Source organism: Rugamonas sp. (genome assembly GCF_025354735.1).
In the GTDB taxonomy this organism is placed as follows: Bacteria; Pseudomonadota; Gammaproteobacteria; order Burkholderiales; family Burkholderiaceae_D; genus Rugamonas.
Window position 1 is genome coordinate 1 of record NZ_JANXMI010000309.1, and the last position, 20,932, is coordinate 20,932.

General features: G+C 64.5%; 19 protein-coding genes. 5 read left to right on the forward strand and 14 right to left on the reverse strand.

Annotated features, from left to right (window positions below; translation table 11 throughout):
- Positions 1 to 99: 99 nt before the first annotated feature.
- The 8 genes from Q0S71_RS25270 to rpsP form a co-directional block, all read right to left on the reverse strand.
- The gene (locus tag Q0S71_RS25270; RefSeq protein WP_296001833.1) at positions 100 to 2,835 is read right to left on the reverse strand and encodes a pitrilysin family protein; all 2,736 of its coding nucleotides are present in this window, start codon (positions 2,833 to 2,835) and stop codon (positions 100 to 102) included.
- A gap of 155 nt (positions 2,836 to 2,990) precedes the next feature.
- Positions 2,991 to 3,356, reverse strand: coding sequence for a DUF3579 domain-containing protein (locus Q0S71_RS25275; RefSeq protein ID WP_296001835.1), 366 nt, complete (start codon positions 3,354 to 3,356; stop codon positions 2,991 to 2,993).
- A gap of 268 nt (positions 3,357 to 3,624) precedes the next feature.
- Positions 3,625 to 4,584 carry a CobD/CbiB family protein gene (locus Q0S71_RS25280; RefSeq protein ID WP_296001837.1) on the reverse strand — a complete coding sequence of 320 codons (960 nt, stop codon included), beginning with the start codon at positions 4,582 to 4,584 and terminating at the stop codon, positions 3,625 to 3,627.
- Between the two features lie 74 nt (positions 4,585 to 4,658).
- Entirely contained in the window at positions 4,659 to 5,321 is a 663-nt protein-coding gene (locus Q0S71_RS25285) for a CoA pyrophosphatase (protein WP_296001840.1), read from the reverse strand.
- A 65-nt stretch (positions 5,322 to 5,386) separates the two neighbouring features.
- Entirely contained in the window at positions 5,387 to 5,770 is a 384-nt protein-coding gene (gene rplS / locus Q0S71_RS25290; RefSeq protein ID WP_296001843.1) for a 50S ribosomal protein L19, read from the reverse strand.
- A 136-nt stretch (positions 5,771 to 5,906) separates the two neighbouring features.
- Entirely contained in the window at positions 5,907 to 6,653 is a 747-nt protein-coding gene (trmD, locus tag Q0S71_RS25295; protein ID WP_296001845.1) for a tRNA (guanosine(37)-N1)-methyltransferase TrmD, read from the reverse strand.
- A gap of 62 nt (positions 6,654 to 6,715) precedes the next feature.
- On the reverse strand, positions 6,716 to 7,267 hold the full coding sequence (rimM, locus tag Q0S71_RS25300) for a ribosome maturation factor RimM (RefSeq protein ID WP_296001935.1): 552 nt from the start codon (positions 7,265 to 7,267) through the stop codon (positions 6,716 to 6,718).
- A gap of 23 nt (positions 7,268 to 7,290) precedes the next feature.
- Positions 7,291 to 7,536 carry a 30S ribosomal protein S16 gene (gene rpsP / locus Q0S71_RS25305; RefSeq protein WP_296001848.1) on the reverse strand — a complete coding sequence of 82 codons (246 nt, stop codon included), beginning with the start codon at positions 7,534 to 7,536 and terminating at the stop codon, positions 7,291 to 7,293.
- Between the two features lie 231 nt (positions 7,537 to 7,767).
- On the opposite strand from rpsP, the gene Q0S71_RS25310 reads away from it, so the two are divergent.
- Positions 7,768 to 8,184, forward strand: a complete 417-nt coding sequence (locus Q0S71_RS25310; protein WP_296001852.1) for an NINE protein — start codon at positions 7,768 to 7,770, stop codon at positions 8,182 to 8,184.
- 147 nt (positions 8,185 to 8,331) lie between these two features.
- The gene (locus Q0S71_RS25315) at positions 8,332 to 9,273 is read left to right on the forward strand and encodes a ketopantoate reductase family protein (protein WP_296001854.1); all 942 of its coding nucleotides are present in this window, start codon (positions 8,332 to 8,334) and stop codon (positions 9,271 to 9,273) included.
- Positions 9,274 to 9,408: 135 nt separating this feature from the next.
- Here the strand turns inward: Q0S71_RS25315 and Q0S71_RS25320 are convergent, their stop codons facing one another.
- The 6 genes from Q0S71_RS25320 to ugpQ form a co-directional block, all read right to left on the reverse strand.
- A complete protein-coding gene (locus Q0S71_RS25320) occupies positions 9,409 to 11,223 on the reverse strand; it encodes an acyl-CoA dehydrogenase (protein WP_296001857.1) in 1,815 nt (604 codons plus the stop codon).
- 91 nt (positions 11,224 to 11,314) lie between these two features.
- Positions 11,315 to 12,244 carry an FAD-binding protein gene (locus Q0S71_RS25325; protein ID WP_296001859.1) on the reverse strand — a complete coding sequence of 310 codons (930 nt, stop codon included), beginning with the start codon at positions 12,242 to 12,244 and terminating at the stop codon, positions 11,315 to 11,317.
- Positions 12,245 to 12,340: 96 nt separating this feature from the next.
- Complete coding sequence (locus Q0S71_RS25330; protein ID WP_296001863.1) at positions 12,341 to 13,090, reverse strand: electron transfer flavoprotein subunit beta/FixA family protein; 750 nt, start codon at positions 13,088 to 13,090, stop codon at positions 12,341 to 12,343.
- A gap of 266 nt (positions 13,091 to 13,356) precedes the next feature.
- Positions 13,357 to 13,614, reverse strand: a complete 258-nt coding sequence (locus tag Q0S71_RS25335) for a sulfurtransferase TusA family protein (protein ID WP_296001866.1) — start codon at positions 13,612 to 13,614, stop codon at positions 13,357 to 13,359.
- A 167-nt stretch (positions 13,615 to 13,781) separates the two neighbouring features.
- Positions 13,782 to 16,391 carry an alanine--tRNA ligase gene (gene alaS, locus Q0S71_RS25340; RefSeq protein WP_296001870.1) on the reverse strand — a complete coding sequence of 870 codons (2,610 nt, stop codon included), beginning with the start codon at positions 16,389 to 16,391 and terminating at the stop codon, positions 13,782 to 13,784.
- Positions 16,392 to 16,502: 111 nt separating this feature from the next.
- A complete protein-coding gene (gene ugpQ, locus Q0S71_RS25345; RefSeq protein WP_296001872.1) occupies positions 16,503 to 17,279 on the reverse strand; it encodes a glycerophosphodiester phosphodiesterase in 777 nt (258 codons plus the stop codon).
- A 204-nt stretch (positions 17,280 to 17,483) separates the two neighbouring features.
- Between ugpQ and Q0S71_RS25350 the strand changes: the two genes are divergently transcribed.
- The 3 genes from Q0S71_RS25350 to Q0S71_RS25360 all read left to right on the forward strand — a co-directional run bounded on the left by Q0S71_RS25350 (position 17,484) and on the right by Q0S71_RS25360 (position 20,897).
- On the forward strand, positions 17,484 to 18,734 hold the full coding sequence (locus tag Q0S71_RS25350) for a CaiB/BaiF CoA-transferase family protein (RefSeq protein ID WP_296001875.1): 1,251 nt from the start codon (positions 17,484 to 17,486) through the stop codon (positions 18,732 to 18,734).
- Between the two features lie 208 nt (positions 18,735 to 18,942).
- A complete protein-coding gene (locus Q0S71_RS25355) occupies positions 18,943 to 20,073 on the forward strand; it encodes a sensor histidine kinase (protein WP_296001878.1) in 1,131 nt (376 codons plus the stop codon).
- Entirely contained in the window at positions 20,070 to 20,897 is an 828-nt protein-coding gene (locus Q0S71_RS25360) for a LytTR family DNA-binding domain-containing protein (RefSeq protein ID WP_296001881.1), read from the forward strand. The genes Q0S71_RS25355 and Q0S71_RS25360 overlap by 4 nt, the downstream gene beginning before the upstream one ends.
- Positions 20,898 to 20,932 lie beyond the last annotated feature (35 nt).

Here is a 20,932-nt window from a genome sequence, read left to right on the forward strand (position 1 = left end):
CAGACCACGGTTTCGAGAGATTCATTCGAAACCGTGGTCTGACCCCGTTTTACGTTGGCGCCGTTTTACGTTGGCGGCCATTTTACGTTGGCGGCCGCTTTAAGGCGCCTTGGCCTTGGCTTCATCGCCCGCCATCACAACACTCAGCTTGGCCGGGTCGACCATCTTGCGGAACGCCGCGTTCACCTGCGCCACGGTGGCCGCTTTCAGCTTGTCCTCAAAGCCCTGGCTCCACGCGTAGCTGCGGCCGAGAAACAGATTCTTCGACCACCCCGCCGCCAGCACGCCATCCTTGGACCGATTCTGCACCCGCTGTTGCAGCAGCCCCGATTTGGCGCCCGCCACTTCGGCGGCCGTAAAGCCGTCCTTCACCGCGCGCTCGAGCTCCTGCCGGATCGCCGCTTGCAGCTTCTGCAAATTCTGCGGCGCGGCGATGGCGTTGACGCTGAAACTGCCGGCGCGGTCGGTTTCGCCCGCGGTAAGACCCGAGCCGCCGCCATAGGACAAGCCATCCTTCTGGCGTATGCGGTCCATCAGCCGCGATTTCAAACCGCCGTCGCCGAAGATGAAGTTGGCCAGTTCCAGCGCCGGATAATCGGCGTCGTCGACCTGCAAGTCGAGGTTCACGCGCGCCGTGTAAAAACCGTTTTCCTTGTCCGGCGTGTTGATCGTCTTCTGCAACGGCGCCTTGTCCGCATTGGTGTTCTTGATGATGGCGTAGTCCGCGTGGCTGTCCCAGTGGCCCAGCGTTTCATTGATCGTCCGGCCGGCGGCCGCCGCGTCGAAGTCGCCGACGATGGACAGTTCGCCATGCGAGGCGCCATAGAATTTCTGGTGGAAGGCCACCACGTCGGCCAGCTTGAGCGCCTTGATCGCGGCGATCTGCTGGTCCAGCGTCATGACGGCGCGCACGTCGCCACGCGGATAATGGTCGAAGTATTCTTCCAGCGCGCGCGAGGCCACGGCCTGCGGTTCGTTGCGCATCGATTCCAGCCCGACCAGCCATTGCTGGCGCAGCTGCTCGAATTCCTCCGGCGGGAAACTGGCGTCCTTGAGCACATGCGCGACCAGGCGCAGGGCCGGGTCCAGATTCGGGCCGGTGGTGTCGAAGTGATAGACGTTGCCCGAGATTTTCAGTTTCGAGAAGGCGTCGGCCAGCTGCTGGCGGCTGTATTGGTCGGTGCCGCGCATCAGCATCTCGTTCGCCGCCGCCGACACGGTGGCCGTATCGAACAGATTCTTTTCATCGCCCCAGTGCAGTTGCAGATCGACCGCCACCGCCGCGCCGCGATTTTTCTTGGTCAGCATCGCCACTTTCAAGCCGCCTATGGTGCTGACGACGGTGCGCCGGTCGATATTGGCCTGGCTGGGATCGAACACTTCGGAACTGAGGGTGCTGGCCTTGCCCTTGAAATCCTTCAGCACCTCGGCCACCGTCGGCGCGGCCGGGATGTCGGCGCGCTGCGGCGCGTCTTCCGGTTCGAAGATGCCGACGGTACGGTTGTCGCGCTTCAGGTAGCGCGCGGCGGCGGCCGACACCTGCTCGGGCGTGATCGCGGCCAGCTTGTCGCGGCCGTCGAACAGCAAACGCCAGTCGCCCAGCGCGATCTGCTCGGACAGCGCCACGCCGACCTGCTGCGGATCGTTGAGCGACTTCTCGATGCTGTTCGCTTCATTGCGGCGCACGCGCTCCATTTCGTCGGCCGTCGGCGGCGTCGCGGCCGCGCTTTCGACGGCGGCGATCAGGGCGTCGCGCACCGGTTCTATCGGCTGGCCGACCTTCACTACCGCGCCGACGATTTGCAGGCCGGGCGCATAACCGGTCTGGCCGAAACTGAATACCTCCGCGGCCTGTCCGGTATCGACCAGCGCCTTGTGCAGCCGTCCGTTGGGCGTGTCGCCGAGGATTTCGGACATGAAGGCCAGCGGATCGCTGTCGGCGTGCAGCGCGCCCGGCACGTGGTAGCCCAGCGCCACGATCTGCAAGTCGCCCTTGCGGCGCACCATGAAATTGCGCTCGCCGTCCTGGGTCGGTTCGACGGTCCAGAACGGCGGCAGGCTGCGCTTCGGTTTCGGGATCGCGCCGAACGATTTGCCTATCCACGCCAGCGTCTGCGCCGGGTCGAATTTGCCGGCCACCAGCAGCACCGCGTTATCGGGCTGGTAGTAGGTGCGGTAAAACGCTTGCAGATTCTCGATCTTGACGTTCTCGATGTCGCTGCGGTTGCCGATGGTCGAGCGGGCGTAGGCATGCCAGTCGAAGGCCACGCTGTGCATGCGTTTGAGCAGCACGTCGAAGGGGCTGTTCTCGCCGCTCTCGTACTCGTTGCGCACGACCGTCATTTCGGAATCGAGATCCTTGCGCGCGATGTAGGAATGGACCATGCGGTCCGCCTCCATGGCCAGCGCCCATTGCAGGTTATCCTTACCGGCCTGGAACACCTCGAAATAATTGGTGCGGTCGAAGGTGGTGCTGCCGTTGAACTCCATGCCGCGCTCGGAGAAATCGCGGGTGATGTTGCGGTGCTGCGGCGCGCCCTTGAACATCATGTGTTCGAGCAGGTGGGCCATGCCGGTTTCGCCGTAGTTTTCGTGGCGCGAGCCGACCAGGTAGGTGACGTTGACGGTCACGGTCGGCTTGGATGCGTCCGGGAACAGCAGCACTTTCAAGCCGTTCGGCAGGCGGTATTCGGTGATGCCTTCGACGGCCGGACCACGCACCACGCCGGCCGGCAAGGCCTGCGCCCACGCCGGGGCGGACGCGACCAGCGACATGCCGCACAGGATCAGGCCGGTACGGACGGCGGCGCGCGACGAACGATCAAATATTTTCATGGTTTTTTATGGGAATTATTACGATGGAGACAGGTGCAGCATAACCGCAAGCGCGCGCTCGCGCCGCCGGCTAAAAGTAAAATAGTTTTGCTGGGTTAGACCGGGGGAGGAAGGGGATGCCGCTGATGCGGCTACCCCTGCTGCGCGTTTCGCGACTATTTTTTCGCAGCGGCCGGGGTGTCCGGCATGGGGCAGGCGTCGACCACTTGCAAGCCGTTGTCCTTGGCGAACTCCAGCACAAAATGGTAGGCCAGCGGTTCGAGCGCGCGCAGCTTGGCGTTGACCACCACCGACTTGACGCCGTTGACCACCGTCGGGCACACATAGGGGGAATATTGCAGGTGGGCGTTGCGGCCGCCCGAGCCGGAACCTTCCGGGCGGAAGCCCGACATCACGCCGCAGAGCCGTTCGGCCCAGTCGCTGGGACGGAACTGTCGACCGTCGGCGGTGACGCCGAGGATGAAGAAACCGTCGCTGAAGCCGTCGGCCGGTTCTTTCTTGATTTGATCTGAGTCGGCCATAGGCTGCTTGTGGGTAACAAGTGTGCGTGGGTGATACCGGCAACACGCCGGATTGCTGATCCCTGTGCTTCGGATCTTAGGTATTATATCTTATAGAAGACATGAATATATAATCCATTGATTCGACAGGGATTTTTAGCGGGGACGGCGAAAACAGCGCAGAGCCGCACCAGTGCAGTGCGGCTCTTTTGCTGCCATGCGTCATTGTAGACCTGTTTGCCGGCCGAGGGGATGTTTCAAAAACAAGCTGGGGCTGGAGTCAAACAACTCATCCCAGCCAGACCGCGCCCGACAGCAGCAGCAACAGCATCATCCACAGCAGCAGCGCGCGCCAGACCAGGCCGACCGTGCTTTGCAGCGAACGCACGCTGGGCTCTTCGCCGGGCAGCACGTCGGGCTCGTCTTCGCTGGCGTCGACGGTGGCCGCGTCCAGCGGCAGCACCTTGGCCGCGTTTTCGGCCGGCGTGCCCAGGCGCACGCCCATGGCGCCGCCGCCGGCCGACAGGATGATGCCGATCGCTTCATCGGACCAGCGGTCGGCGAAGTTGCGCCAGGCGTAAATCGCGTCTTCGAAGTTGCCGACCACGGCGAAGGCCACCGCCGTCAGCCGCACGGGGATCCAGTCTATCCAGTAAAACGCGCGGGCGGCGAACTGGCCGAAGGCTTCGTTGCGCATGTGCTCGGGCTCGTTCCAGGCGCGCGCCAGGTGCTCGGCCACGCGGTACATGACGGCGCACGCCGGTCCCAGCGGCATCAAGAACCAGAAAAACACGCCGAACACATTGCGGTGCGTGGTGACCAGCGACTTTTCGACGGCGATGCGGGAAATCTCGGACACTTCCATGCCGACCGTGTCGAGCTTGGTCCACTCGGCCAGCAGCACGCGCGCGGTGGCGTCGTCGCCAGCGTTCAGGGCCAGCTGGATGGAGGTGAAATAGTGGCTGTAGTGGCGGAAGCCCAGCGTCAGGTAGACGATCAGGATATTCCAGGCGAAGGCGCCGATGAACCAGTTGTAATGCATCAGCACGCCGTAGATGAGGGCCGTCGGCACCATCAGGATCGCCATCATCAGGAACCAGCCCATGCGGCCGTGGCGGGGGTGGCCGGCATTGAACCAGGTCTCCATCCGTAACGCCAGGCTCTTGATCTCGGCGTAGATCGGATTGTCTGCCCGCAGCGGTTTGAGTTGTTCTATCAGTAGCGCGCAGAGTATGGAAAGAAATGTCATCAAACGTCCTTTTAATCAGCAACCGCTACGATAGCGCAGTGCAGTGCCGGAATCAAACTTATTGCAGCGAAACGCTATGCCCGCAGGAAATGAAAGAGGTTGCGCAGCATGCCCGCCGTCGCGCCCCAAATGTAGAAGCGATCATACGGCATTGCGTAGAAAGAGCGGCGTCCGTTCGGACCGGCGAAGGACTGGCGCCGGTGATGGGCGCCGTCCATCAGGAAGGCCAGCGGCACTTCAAAGATTTCGGCCACCTCGGAGGCGTCGGCGGCCAGCTCGAACGGCGGCGCCACCAGGGCCACCACCGGCGTGACGCAGTAGCCGGTGCCGGTCAGATAGTGCGGCAAGGTGCCCAGCACTTCGACATGGCGGCGCGCCAGGCCGATCTCCTCCTCCGACTCGCGCAGCGCGGTGTCGACGGCGTCGACGTCATAGGCTTCGGCGCGGCCGCCGGGAAAGCTGATCTGGCCGGCGTGGTCGGTCAGGTGGGCGGTGCGCTCGGTCAGCAGCAGGGTCAGGCCGGCGGGACGCTGCACCAGCGCGATCAGCACCGAGGCCGGGGTCGGCACCGGGCGCACGCTCATGCCCGCTTCCGGCGACTCGGACCGCCACTCGGGCGGCGCGGCGGCGAAGCGCGCACGCAGGGCGGCGGCCGTCAGGCGCTCGGGCGCGACGGCCGCTTCGCCGGCGATCGCATCGACCGGCAAATGTTGGGGATCGAACAGGGTCTTGGCCATCGACAGTCTCCGCAAACAAAAAAAGGGGCACCAGCGGCGCCCCTTTTATCCCAACCCAAGCGCGATTAAGCGCTTGCTTTCGCGACGACGCGACGGTTAGGCAATTTTTCCTTGATACGTGCCGATTTACCGGAACGCTCACGCAGGTAGTACAGTTTAGCGCGACGTACATCACCGCGGCGTTTCACTTCGATCGAAGCGATCAGCGGGGAGTACAGCTGGAAGGTACGCTCGACGCCTTCGCCGGACGAGATCTTGCGAACGATGAAGTTCGAGTTCAGGCCACGGTTGCGACGGGAGATGACGACGCCTTCGTATGCCTGGGCGCGCTTGCGCGTGCCTTCGACGACGTTGACGTTGACGATCACGGTATCGCCAGGAGCAAAATCAGGAATGGTTTTGCCCAGGCGAGCGATTTCTTCTTGCTCGAGTTGTTGAATCAGATTCATTTTAAGACTCCATAAACCATCGTGCTGGCGCGCAATGAGTGCTGTTCAAACACTCGCCCAGTAGAGGATGGGGTTAAACACGCGGCGCCACAGATGTGCTCGCCGCTCGGTGCTGCTGTACTACAAGGCGGCGGATTTACGAACCCGCCAAAAACTTTTCATCCTGCTTCGTGAGCAAACCTTGCTCGCGCGCCTGGGACAGCAAATCGGGACGCTTGCGCGCCGTCGCCTCCAGCATGCGCTGGCGGCGCCATTTGACGATCTCGGCGTGGTTGCCACCCATTAGCACCGGCGGCACGCCCACCCCCTCATACGTTTCCGGCCGCGTGTAGTGCGGCGAATCGAGCAGGCCGTTGACGAAGCTGTCTTCGACGGCCGACGCTTCGGTGTTGAGCACGCCCGGCAGCAGGCGGATCAGCGCATCCATCAAGGCCATCGCCGGCAGTTCACCGCCCGACAGCACGAAATCGCCGAGGCTGATTTCCTCATCGACGCAACGGTCGATCAGGCGCTGGTCGACCGCCTCGTAGCGGCCGCACAGTATCACCAGACCCGGTTCGGTTTTCAGTTGCTCGACGCGCGCATGCGTCAATTGCTTGCCCTGGGGCGACATGAACAGCACGCGCGGCGGCGGCAGGCCGGCATCGACCTGACGCTGTTTGGCGGCGTTGAGCGTCGCTTCCAGGGGCTTGGCCAGCATCACCATGCCGGGGCCGCCGCCGTAGGGGCGGTCATCCACGGTGCGGTGATTGTCGGTGGTGAAATCACGCGGATTCCACAGCGACAAGCCACATTTATTCTGATCGAAGGCGCGCCGGGTGATACCCGACTGCGTCAGCGCGGTGAACATTTCCGGGAACAGGGTCACGACGTCAAATTGCATGGCCGGCCTCACCGAAACTGTTTATACCGTTTATCTTATTGTTGTAACTCTTTGCGGGAGGATTAATAATCCAGGCCCCAGTCGACCGTGATCTTCTTCGCGTCCTTGTCCACCTTGATGATGAACTGGTCGACAAATGGAATCAGGCGCTCTTGCGCCGCGACGTCGGGTAGCGCATCGGCGGCGACGGCTGGCTTGATGCGCAAGATCGACTGCGGACCGTTGCTCATCATGTCAGTCACCTGCCCCAGGTGCTCACCTTGCAAATTCTCTACTTCCAGCCCGATCAACTCGGACCAGTAAAACTCGTCGGCCGACAGCGCTGGGAATTGACTGCGCGGAACGAAAACAGCGGCGCCCTTGAGCGCTTCTGCCATGTCCCGGTCGGTCACACCCGGCAACTGCGCACAGACATCGCCGCCGTGCAGTTTGACCCGCATGACGCCCACATCGTGCAAGGCCGGCTTGTCGATCCACCAGGTTTTGACACTCAGTAATGCATCGGCATCTTCCGAGAAAGGTCTGACCCTGACCCAGCCTGCCACACCGTACGCGCCGAAGACAAAGCCCACTTGCGTCAGGTCATCGGGGACTTGCACCCCGGATGCATTCATATCTGTCAAACCAGCGACCAGACTTAAGCCGATTTGTTGCTGGCGACCAGGCGAGCAACGGTAGGCGACAATTGTGCGCCAACCGATTGCCAGTGAGCCAGACGGTCAGCGGTGATACGCAGCGGCACTTCGCCACCGGAAGCCATCGGGTTGTAGAAACCGATGCGTTCGATGAAGCGGCCATCGCGGCGATTGCGCGAATCGGTTGCGACGATGTTGAAGAACGGACGCTTCTTGGCGCCTCCACGAGCTAAACGAATAACGACCATAATAGTTCCAAAAAGTGTTCTGAGACGGAAAAAAGCCGCAAATTATAGCGCGCCTGGCCGGGTTCCGGCAAGCGATACTTGAATAACTGGGCGAAGTTGGGCAATCGGCGATTATCACCCGATCCGGGCTGCGGGGCAAGTGCTGGTGTGCGAAAAAGCTGGCAGAGGCGCCGCGATATGACCGATACTGCCTGCTTCCCGGCTTTTCCCCCTATGAGAACGATCGAGACCATGAGCCAGACGCATAAAAATAAAACTTTCACCACCCTGCTCGCCTTCCTGCTCGGCGGCGTCGGCGCGCACCGTTTTTACCTGCGCGGCGCAGGCGACAAATGGGCCTGGCTGCACGTGGCCAGCGTGCCGGCCTGCGCGGCGGTGGCGCTGGCGGCGCCGCAGGCGGACCGGTTTTACCAGCTGCTGCCGCTGATCGTGTCGGTGCTGCTGGGATGCTTGCAGGCGCTGGTGCTGGGCTTGATGTCCGATGAAAAATGGGACGCCGCGTACAACGGCGGCAGCGGCCGGCAATCGGACTCGACGTGGCCGCTGGCGCTGATCCTCGTGCTGACCTTGGCCATCGGCGTCGGCGGCACCATCGCCGCGATGGCGCGCCTGTTCGACCTGATGTACACCGGCGGCGCCTACGGCTGAGCGCTTCGGCGAACAAGGCTGGCGCTTAGGTCCAAGTTAGGTCCACGACCAGGTCCACGACCAAGTCCACGGTGCGCCGGCACAGCAGCGCCCACCGTCACCGCGCCAAAATGCTAGACTGCTCCCGTCAACATTGAGGGAATCATCATGAAATTTCTGGTCGTGGGCGCCGGCGCGCTCGGTGGATACTTCGGCGCACGCCTGCTGGCCGCCCAGCGCGACGTCACCTTCCTGCTGCGAGCCGGTCGCGCCGCCCAGCTGGCCAAGACCGGCCTCAACGTCAAAAGCCCGCACGGCGACCTGTCGCTGCCTCCCCCGCCGCACCTGCTGTCCGAGCAGATCGCCGGCCACTACGACGTCATCGTCGTCGGCTGCAAGGCCTACGACCTGGAAGCGACCATGGAATCGTTCGCCGCCGCCGTCGGCCCGGACACCCTCATCCTGCCGCTGCTCAACGGCATGCGCCACCTCGACCAGCTCGGCGCCCGCTTCGGCGCCGAACGCGTGCTCGGCGGCCTGTGCATGATCTCCGCCACGCTGGCCGCCGACGGCACCGTGCTGCACCTGAACGACACCCACGCCCTGGTCTTCGGCGAACCGGCCGCGCACGCCTCGCCGCGCACCGACGCGCTGCTCGCCGCGATGGCCGGCGCCGGCTTCGACGCCAGGGCCAGCGCCGACATCGTGCAGGAAATGTGGGAAAAATGGATCTTCATCGCGGCCGCCGCCGGCGCCACCTGCCTGATGCGCGCCAGCATAGGCGACATCGTCGCCGCCGGCCACGCCGAGCTGCCGGCGGCGCTGCTGGAGGAATGCGACGCCATCGCCGCCCGCCAGGGTCACGCCGCGCGCGCGCCGTCCAAGGTCCGCGCCCTGTCGATGCTGACCGCGCCCGGCTCGCCGATCACGGCATCGATGATGAAGGATATGGAACGCGGCGGCGCCATCGAGGCCGACCACATCGCCGGCGACATGCTGGCCCGCGCCGCAGCGGGCGCCGCGCCGACGCTGACCATGGCTCACGCCCACATGAAAACCTATGAAGTGCGCCGCGCGCGCGAAGCGCGACAGCCGGCCGGCGCGCAGTAACAACTGAACGGCCGAGCGATCAACCGGCCGACGGACGGCCGGCGCGGCACCATCGAGCCATCAGCGATGGATGATACGATGGCCCGATGATGTAACGGCCCGCTATTTTCTTTCAAGCGGCGAGCGCCCGGCCGATTAAAACTGCTCGACGCTCAAGGCCAGCACACCGGCGCTGCCGTCGATGATCGCGCTGCGCAGGCCGGCCGACTGCGACAAAATATGATCGGCAAAAAAGCACGCCGTCGCGATCTTGGCCCGGTAGAAGCTGGCGTCGCCGTCGTTGGCGGCGAGCTTTTGCTGCGCGACAATGGCGGCGCGCGCCATCTGCCAGCCGCCCAGCACGATGCCGGCCAGCTTCAGGTACAGCACGCTGCCCGCGAACACGCCCTTGACGTCGGCCTTCACGTTGGCGACGACGTAGTCGACCACGGCGTCGAGGTCGCGGCTGCCGGCCGACAGCTGCGCCAGAATGGCCTTGAAGTCCGCGCCCGCGTCCCCGCCGGCATCGGCATCAACGGCGGCGGCCAGCTGCGCCTCGGTCTCACGCACCTGGGCAATGATGGCCTTGGCGACAGCGCCGCCGTCGCGCACGGTCTTCCGGCCGATCAGGTCGTTGGCCTGGATCGCCGTCGTGCCTTCGTAGATGGTGAGGATTTTCGCATCGCGATAGTGCTGCGCCGCGCCCGTCTCCTCGATGAAGCCCATGCCGCCGTGCACTTGCACGCCGTCGCGCGCGACGTCCTGCGCCATCTCGGTCGACCAGCCTTTGATGATGGGCACCAGATATTCGTAGACGGCCAGCTTGGCCTTGCGCACGTCGGCGTCGGCGTGGCTGTGGGCCACGTCGCTGAGGCCGGCGCCCACGTAGGCCAGCGCGCGCGCGGCCTCGGTCTGGGCGCGCATATTCATCAGCAGGCGGCGCACGTCGGGATGGTGGATGATGGCCACCGGTCCGGCCGAGCCGGCCAGGTCGCGCGACTGCACGCGGTCCTTGGCGAAGGCCACCGCCTTTTGATACGCGCGCTCGGCCAGGCCGATGCCCTGCAGGCCGACGCCGAAGCGGGCCGCGTTCATCATGATGAACATATATTCGAGGCCGCGATTTTCCTCGCCGACCAGGGTGCCGACGGCGCCGCCGTGGTCGCCGAATTGCAGCACGGCGGTCGGGCTGGCCTTGATGCCGAGCTTGTGCTCGATGGACACGCAGTGCGCGTCGTTGCGCGCGCCGGGCAAGCCGTCGGCGTTGACCATGAACTTGGGCACGACGAACAGCGAAATCCCCTTCACGCCGGCCGGCGCGTCCGGCGTGCGCGCCAGCACCAGGTGGACGATGTTTTCGGCCATGTCGTGCTCGCCGTAGGTGATGAAGATCTTGGTGCCGAAGACTTTATACGTGCCGTCGCCCTGCGGCACGGCGCGCGTGCGCACGGCGGCCAGGTCGGAGCCGGCCTGCGGCTCGGTCAGATTCATGGTGCCGGTCCACTTGCCGGAGACCAGATTTTCCAGGTAGGTGGCTTTTTGCGCGTCGCTGCCGGCCGTCATCAAGGCTTCGATGGCGCCGTCCGACAGCAAGGCCACCAGCGCGAAGGCGATGCTGCCGGCGTTGAGCATTTCGATGCATGGCGTCGCCAGCAGCTTGGGCAAGCCCTGGCCGCCGAACTCGACCGGATGCTGCACGCCCTGCCAGCCGGCCGCGCCGAAGGCCTTGAAGGCTTCCTTGAAGCCCTTGGCCGTCGTCACCTGGCCGTCGTGCCAAAAGCCCGGCTCCTTGTCGCCGACACTGTTAAGCGGCGCGATGACGTTGCTCACGAATTTGGCGTTCTCTTCGAGCACGGCTTCGGCCGTGTCCAGCGTCGCGTCCTCGTTGCCGGGCAGCGCGGCGACGGCGGCCAGGTCGGCCAGCTCGCTCATCACGAACAGCATGTCTTTCAGGGGGGCTTGATAGGGCATGTCTCTCTCCAAGAAAAAAAGCCACGGTGGCCCGGCAGTGACTGCCTTAACCAGCGTGGCTCGGATTGTGCGTTCGGTCGTGTGGACCTGATTAACCCAGTTCGGCGACCAGTTGCGGCACGATGTCGAACAAGTCGCCCACGATGCCGTAATCGGCCACCGAGAAGATCGGCGCTTCCGGATCTTTATTGATGGCGACGATGGTCTTCGAATCCTTCATGCCGGCCAAGTGCTGGATCGCGCCGGAAATGCCGACGGCGATGTACAGCGTCGGCGCGACGATCTTGCCGGTCTGGCCCACTTGCCAGTCGTTCGGCACATAGCCGGCGTCGACGGCGGCGCGCGAGGCGCCCATGGCCGCGCCCAGCTTGTCGGCCAGCGGTTCGAGGATTTTGAACGCCTCGCCCGAGCCCATGCCGCGGCCGCCGGAAACGATGACCTTGGCGGCCGTCAGTTCCGGACGGTCCGACTTGGCCAGCTCGCGGCCGACGAAGGCCGACTTGCCGCTGTCGGCGACGGCGGTCACGGTTTCGGTCGCGGCCGAGCCACCGCCGGCGGCGGCGTCGAAGCCGGTCGAGCGCACGGTGATGACCTTGACCTTGTCCGACGACTGCACGGTGGCGATGGCGTTGCCGGCGTAGATGGGACGCTCGAAGGTATCGGGCGCATCGACCTTGGTGATTTCCGAGATCTGGGCCACGTCCAGCTTGGCGGCCACGCGCGGCAGGATGTTCTTGCCGTAGGCGGTGGCCGGGGCCAGGATGTGGCTGTAGGCAGCGGCCAGCGCCAGCACTTGCTCGGCGATGTTTTCGGCCAGGCCGTCGGCGAAGTACGGCGCGTCGGCGACGATGACTTTCGAGACGCCGGCGATCTGCGCGGCGGCGGCGGCGGCGGCGCCGGCGTTGGAGCCGGCGACGAGCACGTGGACGTCGCCGCCGCACTGGACGGCCGCGGTGACGGTGTGGAGGGTGCTGCCTTTCAGGCTAGCGTTGTCGTGTTCGGCGATAACTAATGCGACCATGATTTTTCCTGTGTGTGCTTAACCCAAGAGGCAAGGACTGGGGTCTGACCCCGGGTTCGCCTCTGGGTTGAAATGAATTGAGCGACGGCGCCGCGCTTAGATGACCTTGGCTTCGTTGCGCAACTTGGCCACCAGCGTCGCCACGTCGGGCACCTTGATGCCGGCCGAGCGCTTGGCCGGCTCGACGACTTTCAGCGTCTTCAGGCGCGGCGTCACGTCCACGCCCAGGTCTTCCGGCTTGACCACGTCGAGCGGCTTTTTCTTCGCCTTCATGATGTTGGGCAGCGTCACATAGCGCGGCTCGTTCAGGCGCAGATCGGTGGTGATGATGGCCGGCAGCGTCAACGCCAGCGTTTCCAGGCCACCGTCGACTTCGCGGGTGACGGTCACTTTGCCGTCTTCCAGCACCACTTTCGAGGCGAACGTCGCCTGCGGCCAGCCCAGCAGCGCGGCCAGCATCTGGCCGGTCTGGTTGGAATCGTCGTCGATGGCCTGCTTGCCGAGGATGATGAGCTGCGGCTGTTCCTTGTCGGCCAGCGCCTTGAGCAGCTTGGCCACGGCCAGCGGTTCGAGTTCCGTCGCCGTCTCGACCAGAATGGCGCGGTCGGCGCCGATGGCCATACCGGTGCGCAGGGTTTCCTGGCACTGCGTCACGCCGCACGAGATGGCGACCACTTCGGTGACCTTGCCCGATTCCTTCAGGCGCATCGCTTCTTCCAGCGCGATCTCGTCGAACGGATTCATCGACATTTTGACGTTGGCGATATCGACGCCGCTGCCGTCGGTTTTGACGCGCACTTTGACGTTGTAGTCGACTACACGTTTGACGGGTACCAAGACTTTCATAGCTGTGCCTTTGGGAAAAAATAGGAAATAACGGGACTCAATGTGGGCTAGATTATAAGAGAAAATCCAGCGCCGGACGAAATTAAAGCACGATCGTGCGATTTTTAATTAGTGGAAAAGGTCTAAACCGCGACGGTTCGTCGGCGCTGCCACCATAAAGATTACCTGGGAGAACGGACCGGAGCGCTACCGCCTGCCCCGCCCGAACCAAAACAGATGACTAACAGATGATAAAACAGATGATAAAACAGAGGCTTAACAGAGGCTTATTTGCGCTGCATCAAAAACACGAATTCATGACCCATTTGCACGTGCGACAGCAAGGCATTGCCGGTCTGCTTGGCAAAGGCCTGGAAATCGCGTACCGAACCTGGATCGGTGGCCATGATACGTAGCACTTCTCCACTTTGCAGCTCAGACAAGGCTTTTTTCGCCTTCAGAATCGGCAGCGGACAATTTAAGCCGCGTGCGTCGAGTTCTTTGTGGAATTCCATAATCTCGGTTTCAAATAGTGTGTCGCTCATCAATATCCCGCTTGATATGTTGTACTGATTTTCGACATACTACTCCAAAATAGATAGATTGACGCGCTGCACCAAAATAGTTCACGGTTGTTGTGTGAGCGCAACGAGAAATTACAATCGGGAAACTAAACATGCGGCCCTACACTTGCGCGGGCCGCATGTTTGCTTTAGGAACGCTGCTGCACCCAAGCAACGACGCCGGCCAGCGCGGCTGGCAAGCCGGTCGGATCGGTACCGCCGGCCTGCGCCATATCGGGGCGTCCGCCGCCTTTTCCGCCCACTTGTTGTGCAACGAAGTTGACCAACTCTCCGGCCTTGACCTTGGAGGTGGCGTCCGCGGTGACGCCGGCGATCAGGCTGACCTTGCCGTCGGCGACGCTGGCGAGCACGATGGCGGCCGTCTTCAGCTTGTCCTTCAGCTTGTCCATGGTCTCGCGCAGGCGCGCCACGTCGGCGCCGTCCAGCGTGGCCGCCAGCACCATGATTCCGTTGACGTCGACCGCCTGCGTCAGCAGTTCATCGCCCTGGCCCGACGCCAGTTTCGACTTCAGGCCGGCCAGTTCTTTTTCCAGCGCCTTGACGTGGTCCTGCACCTGGGCGATGCGCGACGTCAGTTCTTCCGGATTCGACTTCAGCGCGGCCGACGCTTCGAGCAGGCGGCGGTTCATGGTCTGCACCAGCGCCAGCGCGCCCTCGCCGGTGACGGCTTCGACGCGGCGGATGCCGGCCGCGACGCCGCCTTCGCCGATGATCTTGAACAGGCCGATGTCGCCGGTGCGGGTGACGTGGACGCCGCCGCACAGCTCTTTCGACGTGCCGATATCGAGCACCCGCACCTCATCGCCGTACTTCTCGCCGAACAGCGCCATCGCGCCGTGCTTGACGGCGTCGTCGAAGGACATATTGTGCGACTGGGTGGCGTGGTTTTCCAAAATCTCTTTGTTGACGATGGCTTCGACGGCGGCGATCTGCTCGGCCGTCATCGGCGCGTTGTGGCTGAAATCGAAACGGGTTTTATCCGGATCGACCAGCGAACCTTTTTGCGCCACATGGCCGCCCAACACTTCGCGCAGCGCCTTGTGCATCAAGTGCGTGGCCGAGTGGTTGCGGATGGTGCGGCCACGCTTGGCCTGGTCCACTTCGGCCGACACGCTGTCGCCGACCTTCAGCGTACCCTGTGCCAGCACGCCGTGCTGGCCGAAGACGTCGGCCTGGATCTTGAGCGTGTCTTCCACTTCGAAGACGCCGGCGCCGGCCTTGATGACGCCCTGGTCGCCGACCTGGCCGCCCGATTCGGCGTAGAACGGCGTGGTGTCGAGCACCACGATGCCCTGCTCGCCGGCCTTCAATTCCTGCACCGAGGCGCCGTTCGCGTACAGCGCGATCACCTTGCTGTTAAAGAGCAGATTGTCGTAGCCGACGAATTTGGTTTTCTCGCCCGTGTACTCGACGCCGGCGGCCATCTTGAATTTGCCGGCCGCGCGCGCGGTCTTCTTCTGCAATTCCATGGCCGCCGTGAAGCCTTCTTCATCGAGCGTGATATTGCGTTCGCGGCAGATGTCGGCGGTCAGGTCGAGCGGGAAGCCGTAGGTGTCGTACAGCGTGAAGGCGGTGGCGCCATCGAGCTTGGTCGCGTCCTTGGCCAGCTGCGCTTCCAGGATCTTCATGCCGTTTTCCAGCGTCTCGCCGAAGCGCTCCTCTTCCTGCTTGAGCGTCTGCGCCACGCGCTCCATCGCCTCCGTCAGCTCGGGATAGGCGGCGCCCATTTCGATGTTCAAGTCCGCCACCAGCTTGTAGAAGAACGGCTTGGTCTGACCGAGCTTGTGGCCATGGCGCAGCGCGCGGCGGATGATGCGGCGCAGGACGTAGCCGTGGCCTTCCGGGCCGGGGATGATGCCGTCGACGATCAGGAAGGAGGCGGCGCGGATGTGGTCCGCGATCACGCGCAGCGATTTCGATTCCAGGTCGGTGGCGCCGGTTTCGCGCGCGGCGGCCTTGATAAGCTGCTGGAACAGATCGATTTCGTAGTTGCTGTGGACGTGTTGCAGCACGGCGGCCAGACGCTCCAGGCCCATGCCGGTGTCGACGCAAGGCTTCGGCAGCTTGTTCATATTGCCCGCTTCATCGCGGTTGAACTGCATGAAGACCAGGTTCCAGATTTCGATGAAACGGTCGCCGTCTTCGTCCGGCGAACCCGGAGGGCCGCCCCAGATGTCGGCGCCGTGGTCGTAGAAAATCTCGGTGCACGGGCCGCATGGGCCGATGTCGGCCATCTGCCAGAAATTGTCCGACGCGTAGCGCGCGCCCTTGTTGTCGCCGATGCGGATGATGCGCTCTGTCGGCACGCCGATTTCATTGGCCCAGATGTCGTAGGCCTCGTCGTCCTCGAAGTAGACGGTGACGGTGAGTTTGTCGGCCGGCAGCTGGTAGACCTTGGTCAGCAGCTCCCACGCGTAGTGGATGGCGTCGCGCTTGAAGTAGTCGCCGAAGCTGAAGTTACCCAGCATCTCGAAGAAGGTGTGGTGACGCGCCGTGTAGCCGACGTTTTCCAGGTCGTTGTGCTTGCCGCCGGCGCGCACGCAGCGCTGCACGGAGGTCGCGCGCGAATACGGGCGCGTATCGAGGCCGAGGAAGACGTCCTTGAACTGCACCATGCCGCTGTTGGTCAACAACATGGTCGGGTCGTTACCCGGCACCAGCGGACTGGAACGGACGATGGAATGACCCTTGGATTCGAAAAACTTGAGGAATTTGTCGCGGATTTCAGATGATTTCATGTCGTAGTGTCAGTCGTATTGTCAGTGATAGCTGCTGGCGCAAAAGGGGGATTATACGTGATAGTTGAGGCCATTTAGAGCGGAACGCAAGCCTCGCCCACGGCTGGCCGGCTAGGCGAAGCCCGGGCCGATCAGGTCGATGCGGTCGGTGCAGAAGCCGTCCACGCCCCAGCCCAGGATTTCGCGCGCGCGGCCGGCGTCGTTGACGGTGTAGCAGAACAGGCCGAAACCGGCGTCCCTGATGGCGCGCGCCTGCGGCGCCGTCAGGTGCTTCTGGTTGGTGTGGACGGCGACGGCGCCCAGCGCGCGCGCCTGCGCTTCCCAGTCGTCGGGGATGCGGTCGACCAGCCAGCCGCGCGGCAGCTCCGGCGCGGCGTCGCGCGCGGCGGCCAGCGCCTCGACGCTGAAGGACGACAGCAGCGGCAAGGCGGCGGGGTCGCGCGCCGCGCCGCCGTCGCCCAGCGTATCGGCCAGCACATCGGCGAACAGCTCGCGCGTGGTCGCGGCCACCCAGCGGCCGGTCTGCGCCTCGAAACCGTCCGTCGGCTTGATTTCGATATTCATCCAGATGCGCTGGGCGCGGCAGTAATCGACGAACTGAGTGAAGAACGGCACCGGCTCGCCGGCGAACTGCGGCCCGAACCAGCGGCCGGCGTCCATGATGGCGAGGGCGGCGGCGTCGGTGGCCGCCACGCTGCCGACGCCGGCGACGGTGCGGCCGAAGTCGGGATCGTGCATCACCATGCCGATGCCGTCGCGCGACAGCATCACATCGAATTCGACGGCGTGGAAACCGTGGGCCAGGCCGGCGCGCAAGCCGGCGATGGTGTTTTCCGGCGCCAGCGTGCCGCCGCCGCGATGCGCGACAATTTTAGGATAGGGCCACATAAAAAAATCCGCTCAAAGTTATATCGACGCCGCAGCGACGCCAGCGCCGTGGCGTCGGGGTCAAGATTTCCAACCCTACCACGAACCTGCACCGCCGAACATCTTCGCCATCCGCACAACGTTGTAAATTATATAAACCACTAGCGGCCACGCCGCCGCAGACGGTAAGCTAGCGGCCTATCCGTTCGTCCGAGACCCGCCATCATGACCACCGCCCCCCCCTCCTCCGCCCTGCCCACCGCGCTCGGACATATCCGCGTGCTTGATCTGAGCCGCGTGCTGGCCGGGCCGTGGTGCTCGCAGAACCTGGCCGATCTCGGCGCCGACGTGATTAAAATCGAGCGCCCCGGCAGCGGCGACGACACCCGCGCCTGGGGCCCGCCCTACGCCCGCGACGCCGACGGCAACGACACCACGGAGGCGGCCTACTATCTGTCGGCCAACCGCGGCAAGCGCTCCGTCACCATCGACATCGCCAGCGCCGAGGGCCAGCAGCTGATCCGCGAACTGGCGCGCGAGGCCGACGTGGTGCTGGAAAATTACAAGGTCGGCCAGCTGAAACGCTACGGCCTCGATTACGATTCGCTCAAGCAGCTCAAGCCGGACCTGGTCTACTGCTCCGTCACCGGCTTCGGCCAGGATGGTCCCTACGCCCACCGCGCCGGCTACGACTTCCTCATACAGGGCATGGGCGGCCTGATGTCGGTCACCGGCGAGCGCGACGACCTGCCCGGCGGCGGTCCGCAAAAAGCCGGCGTGGCGCTGACCGATCTGATGACGGGGATGTACGCCACCATCGCCATCCTCGCCGCGCTGACGCACCGCGACCGCAGCGGCGAAGGCCAGTACATCGACATGGCGCTGCTCGACGTGCAGGTGGCGATGCTGGCCAATATGGGCAGTAATTATCTGAACAGCGGCAAGGCGCCCAAGCGCTGGGGCAACGCGCATCCGAACATCGTGCCGTACCAGACTTTCGCCTGCGCCGATGGCCACATCATCGTCGCCACCGGCAACGACGGCCAGTACCAGAAATTCGTCGAAGTGGGCGGCGAGCCTGAACTGGCGGGCGATCTGCGCTTCGCCACCAATCCGCAGCGGGTGAAAAACCGCGACGTTCTGGTGCCGCTGCTGGCCGCGATGGTGCTGGCGCGACCGCGCGATTTCTGGATAGCCGAGCTGGAAAAAGTCGGCGTGCCGTGCGGGCCGATCAACGACATCGGCGAGGTCTATCAAAACCCGCAGGTGCGGGCGCGCGGCGTCGTCATCGACGTGCCGCATCCGACCGCCGGCAGCATGAAGCTGGTGCGCAGTCCGATGAAGATGTCGGTGTCGCCCTCGACCAGCGACAGGGCGCCGCCGCTGCTCGGCCAGCACACCGACGAAATTTTGAGCACGGTGCTGGGCCGCAGCGCCGCCGATATCGCCGCGCTCCGCGCCAAGGGCGTGCTCTGACGATGGCGCCGGCCGCCGCGATGGTGCGCACGACGGGACGCATGACGCAGCGTGCGCCGGCGTGCGCGCGGAGTCACACGAGGGGGCGCGCGACCGGGCGTGCGACGGCGCGCGTTTCCACGCATCGCGCGCCGCGTTTGGCGCCGCCGCCACGCGGTTTCGTCGCAGCGCCCTTGCGCGCCGGCGCGACAGCGGCGACGATGGCGTCATGAACCCCGTATCCCACGCCACCATGACCGCCTGTTCCGCCGACGCCCCCACCGGCTTTCCGCTGCGCCGGCTGCTGATGGACTACCGCTACATCGTGCTGCTGAACCTGGGCTGCGGTCTGGCGGCGAGCTATGTTTTCAACAGCACCGCGCCGCTGCTGTCGAATCTGATCGAGGCGATGTGCATCGGCACCCTGGCCTACCTGTTCATCTTCGGCACGCGGCTGGCGCTGTGGCGCGGCGCGCAGCGGCCGCACTGGCTGACGATGACGATCATCGCGGTGCTGGGCGGCGCGCTGGGACAGGTCGCCGGCCTGACGCTGAGCCGCATGGCGACGCACCGGCAGGTGCCGGCGCTGACGGCGCTGCACGCGTGGAATCCGCTCGTCACGCTGATGATTACGGCCGGCGCGGCCTACTTCTATTACAACCGCGGACGCATCGCGCGCCTGCAGGCGACGGCCGCCGAGGAGCGCGCCCGCACCGAGGTGCTGGCGCGCCAGGCGATGCAGGCGCAGCTCCAGATGCTGCAAGCGCAAATCGAGCCGCACATGCTGTTTAATACGCTGGCCAATTTGCAGGGACTGATCGCCATCGATCCGCCGCGCGCGCAGCTGCTGCTGGACCATTTGATCCAGTATCTGCGCGCCACGCTGGGCGCCTCGCGCGCCGGCCACGCCACGCTGGCCCAGGAGTTCGCGCTGATGCAGTCCTACCTGCAGGTGATGGCGGTGCGCATGGACGCGCGGCTGTCGTTCAGCCTGACCCTGCCCGATGCGCTGGGCGCGCTGCACGTGCCGCCGATGCTGCTGCAACCGCTGGTTGAAAACGCGATCCAGCATGGTCTGGAGCCGAAGGTAGAAGGCGGCCATGTGACCGTCAGCGCCGCGCGCATACACAACGACGGCGGCGATGGCTATGGCAGCGGCGATGTACTGCGGCTGACGGTGAGCGACACGGGCCTCGGCCTCGATCATCCCGACCAGCCGGGGCACGGCACGCGGCTGGCGCTGTCGAACATCCGTGCGCGGCTCGACGCGCTGTACGGCCCGCGTGCCAGTTTCACCCTGAGCGCCGGCCAGCCTTGCGGCGCCGTCGCCGTCATCACCCTGCCTTTGGAGAGCGCATGAGCGATCACCCGGACCTCCCTGCCCGCGCCCTGATCGCGGAAGACGAACCGATACTGGCCACGATACTGGCGCAGTCCCTGCGCCGGCTGTGGCCGCAGCTGGAGCTCGTCGCCACCTGCGGCAATGGCATCGACGGTTTGAAACAGGCGCTGACCACGCTGCCCGATGTGCTTTTCCTCGACATCAAAATGCCGGGCAAGAGCGGCTTGCAGATGGCCGAGGAATTGGCCGAGCAGTGGCCGGAGGAGTCGCCGTTTCCGCAGATCGTGTTCGTGACGGCCTACGATGAATTCGCGCTGGCCGCCTTCGACCACGCGGCCGCCGATTACGTGCTCAAGCCGGTCAGCGATGCGCGCCTCGAACGCACCGTCGCGCGCTTGCGCGAACGCTTGCAAGCGCGGGCGCACGATGATCGCGCGCCCGCGCCGGCCGCGCCGCCGTATCCCGACAATCTGGCGCAGCTGATGTCGCAACTGCGCGCGCTGATGCCGCCGGCCGACAAGCTGACCATGATACGCGCCGCCGTCGGCAACCAGGTGCGCATGATTCCCATCGACGAGGTGCTCTACTTCGAGGCGCTCGATAAATATCTGAACGTGGTGACGGCCGCCGGCGCGGCGCTGATCCGCACCAGCTTGAAGGAATTGCTGCCGCAGCTGGACGAGCGCCACTTCTGGCAAGTCCACCGGGGCACCATCGTCAACGCGCGCTGCATCGCCGGCGCCGTGCGTGACGAGGCGGGCAAGCTGTCGCTCACTTTGCGGGACCGGCCGGAGCAGTTGCGCGTCAGCCCGCTGTACGCGCACTTGTTCCGGCAGATGTAAAGCGATGGCAAGCGCGGTCGCCAAGCCGGCGGCGC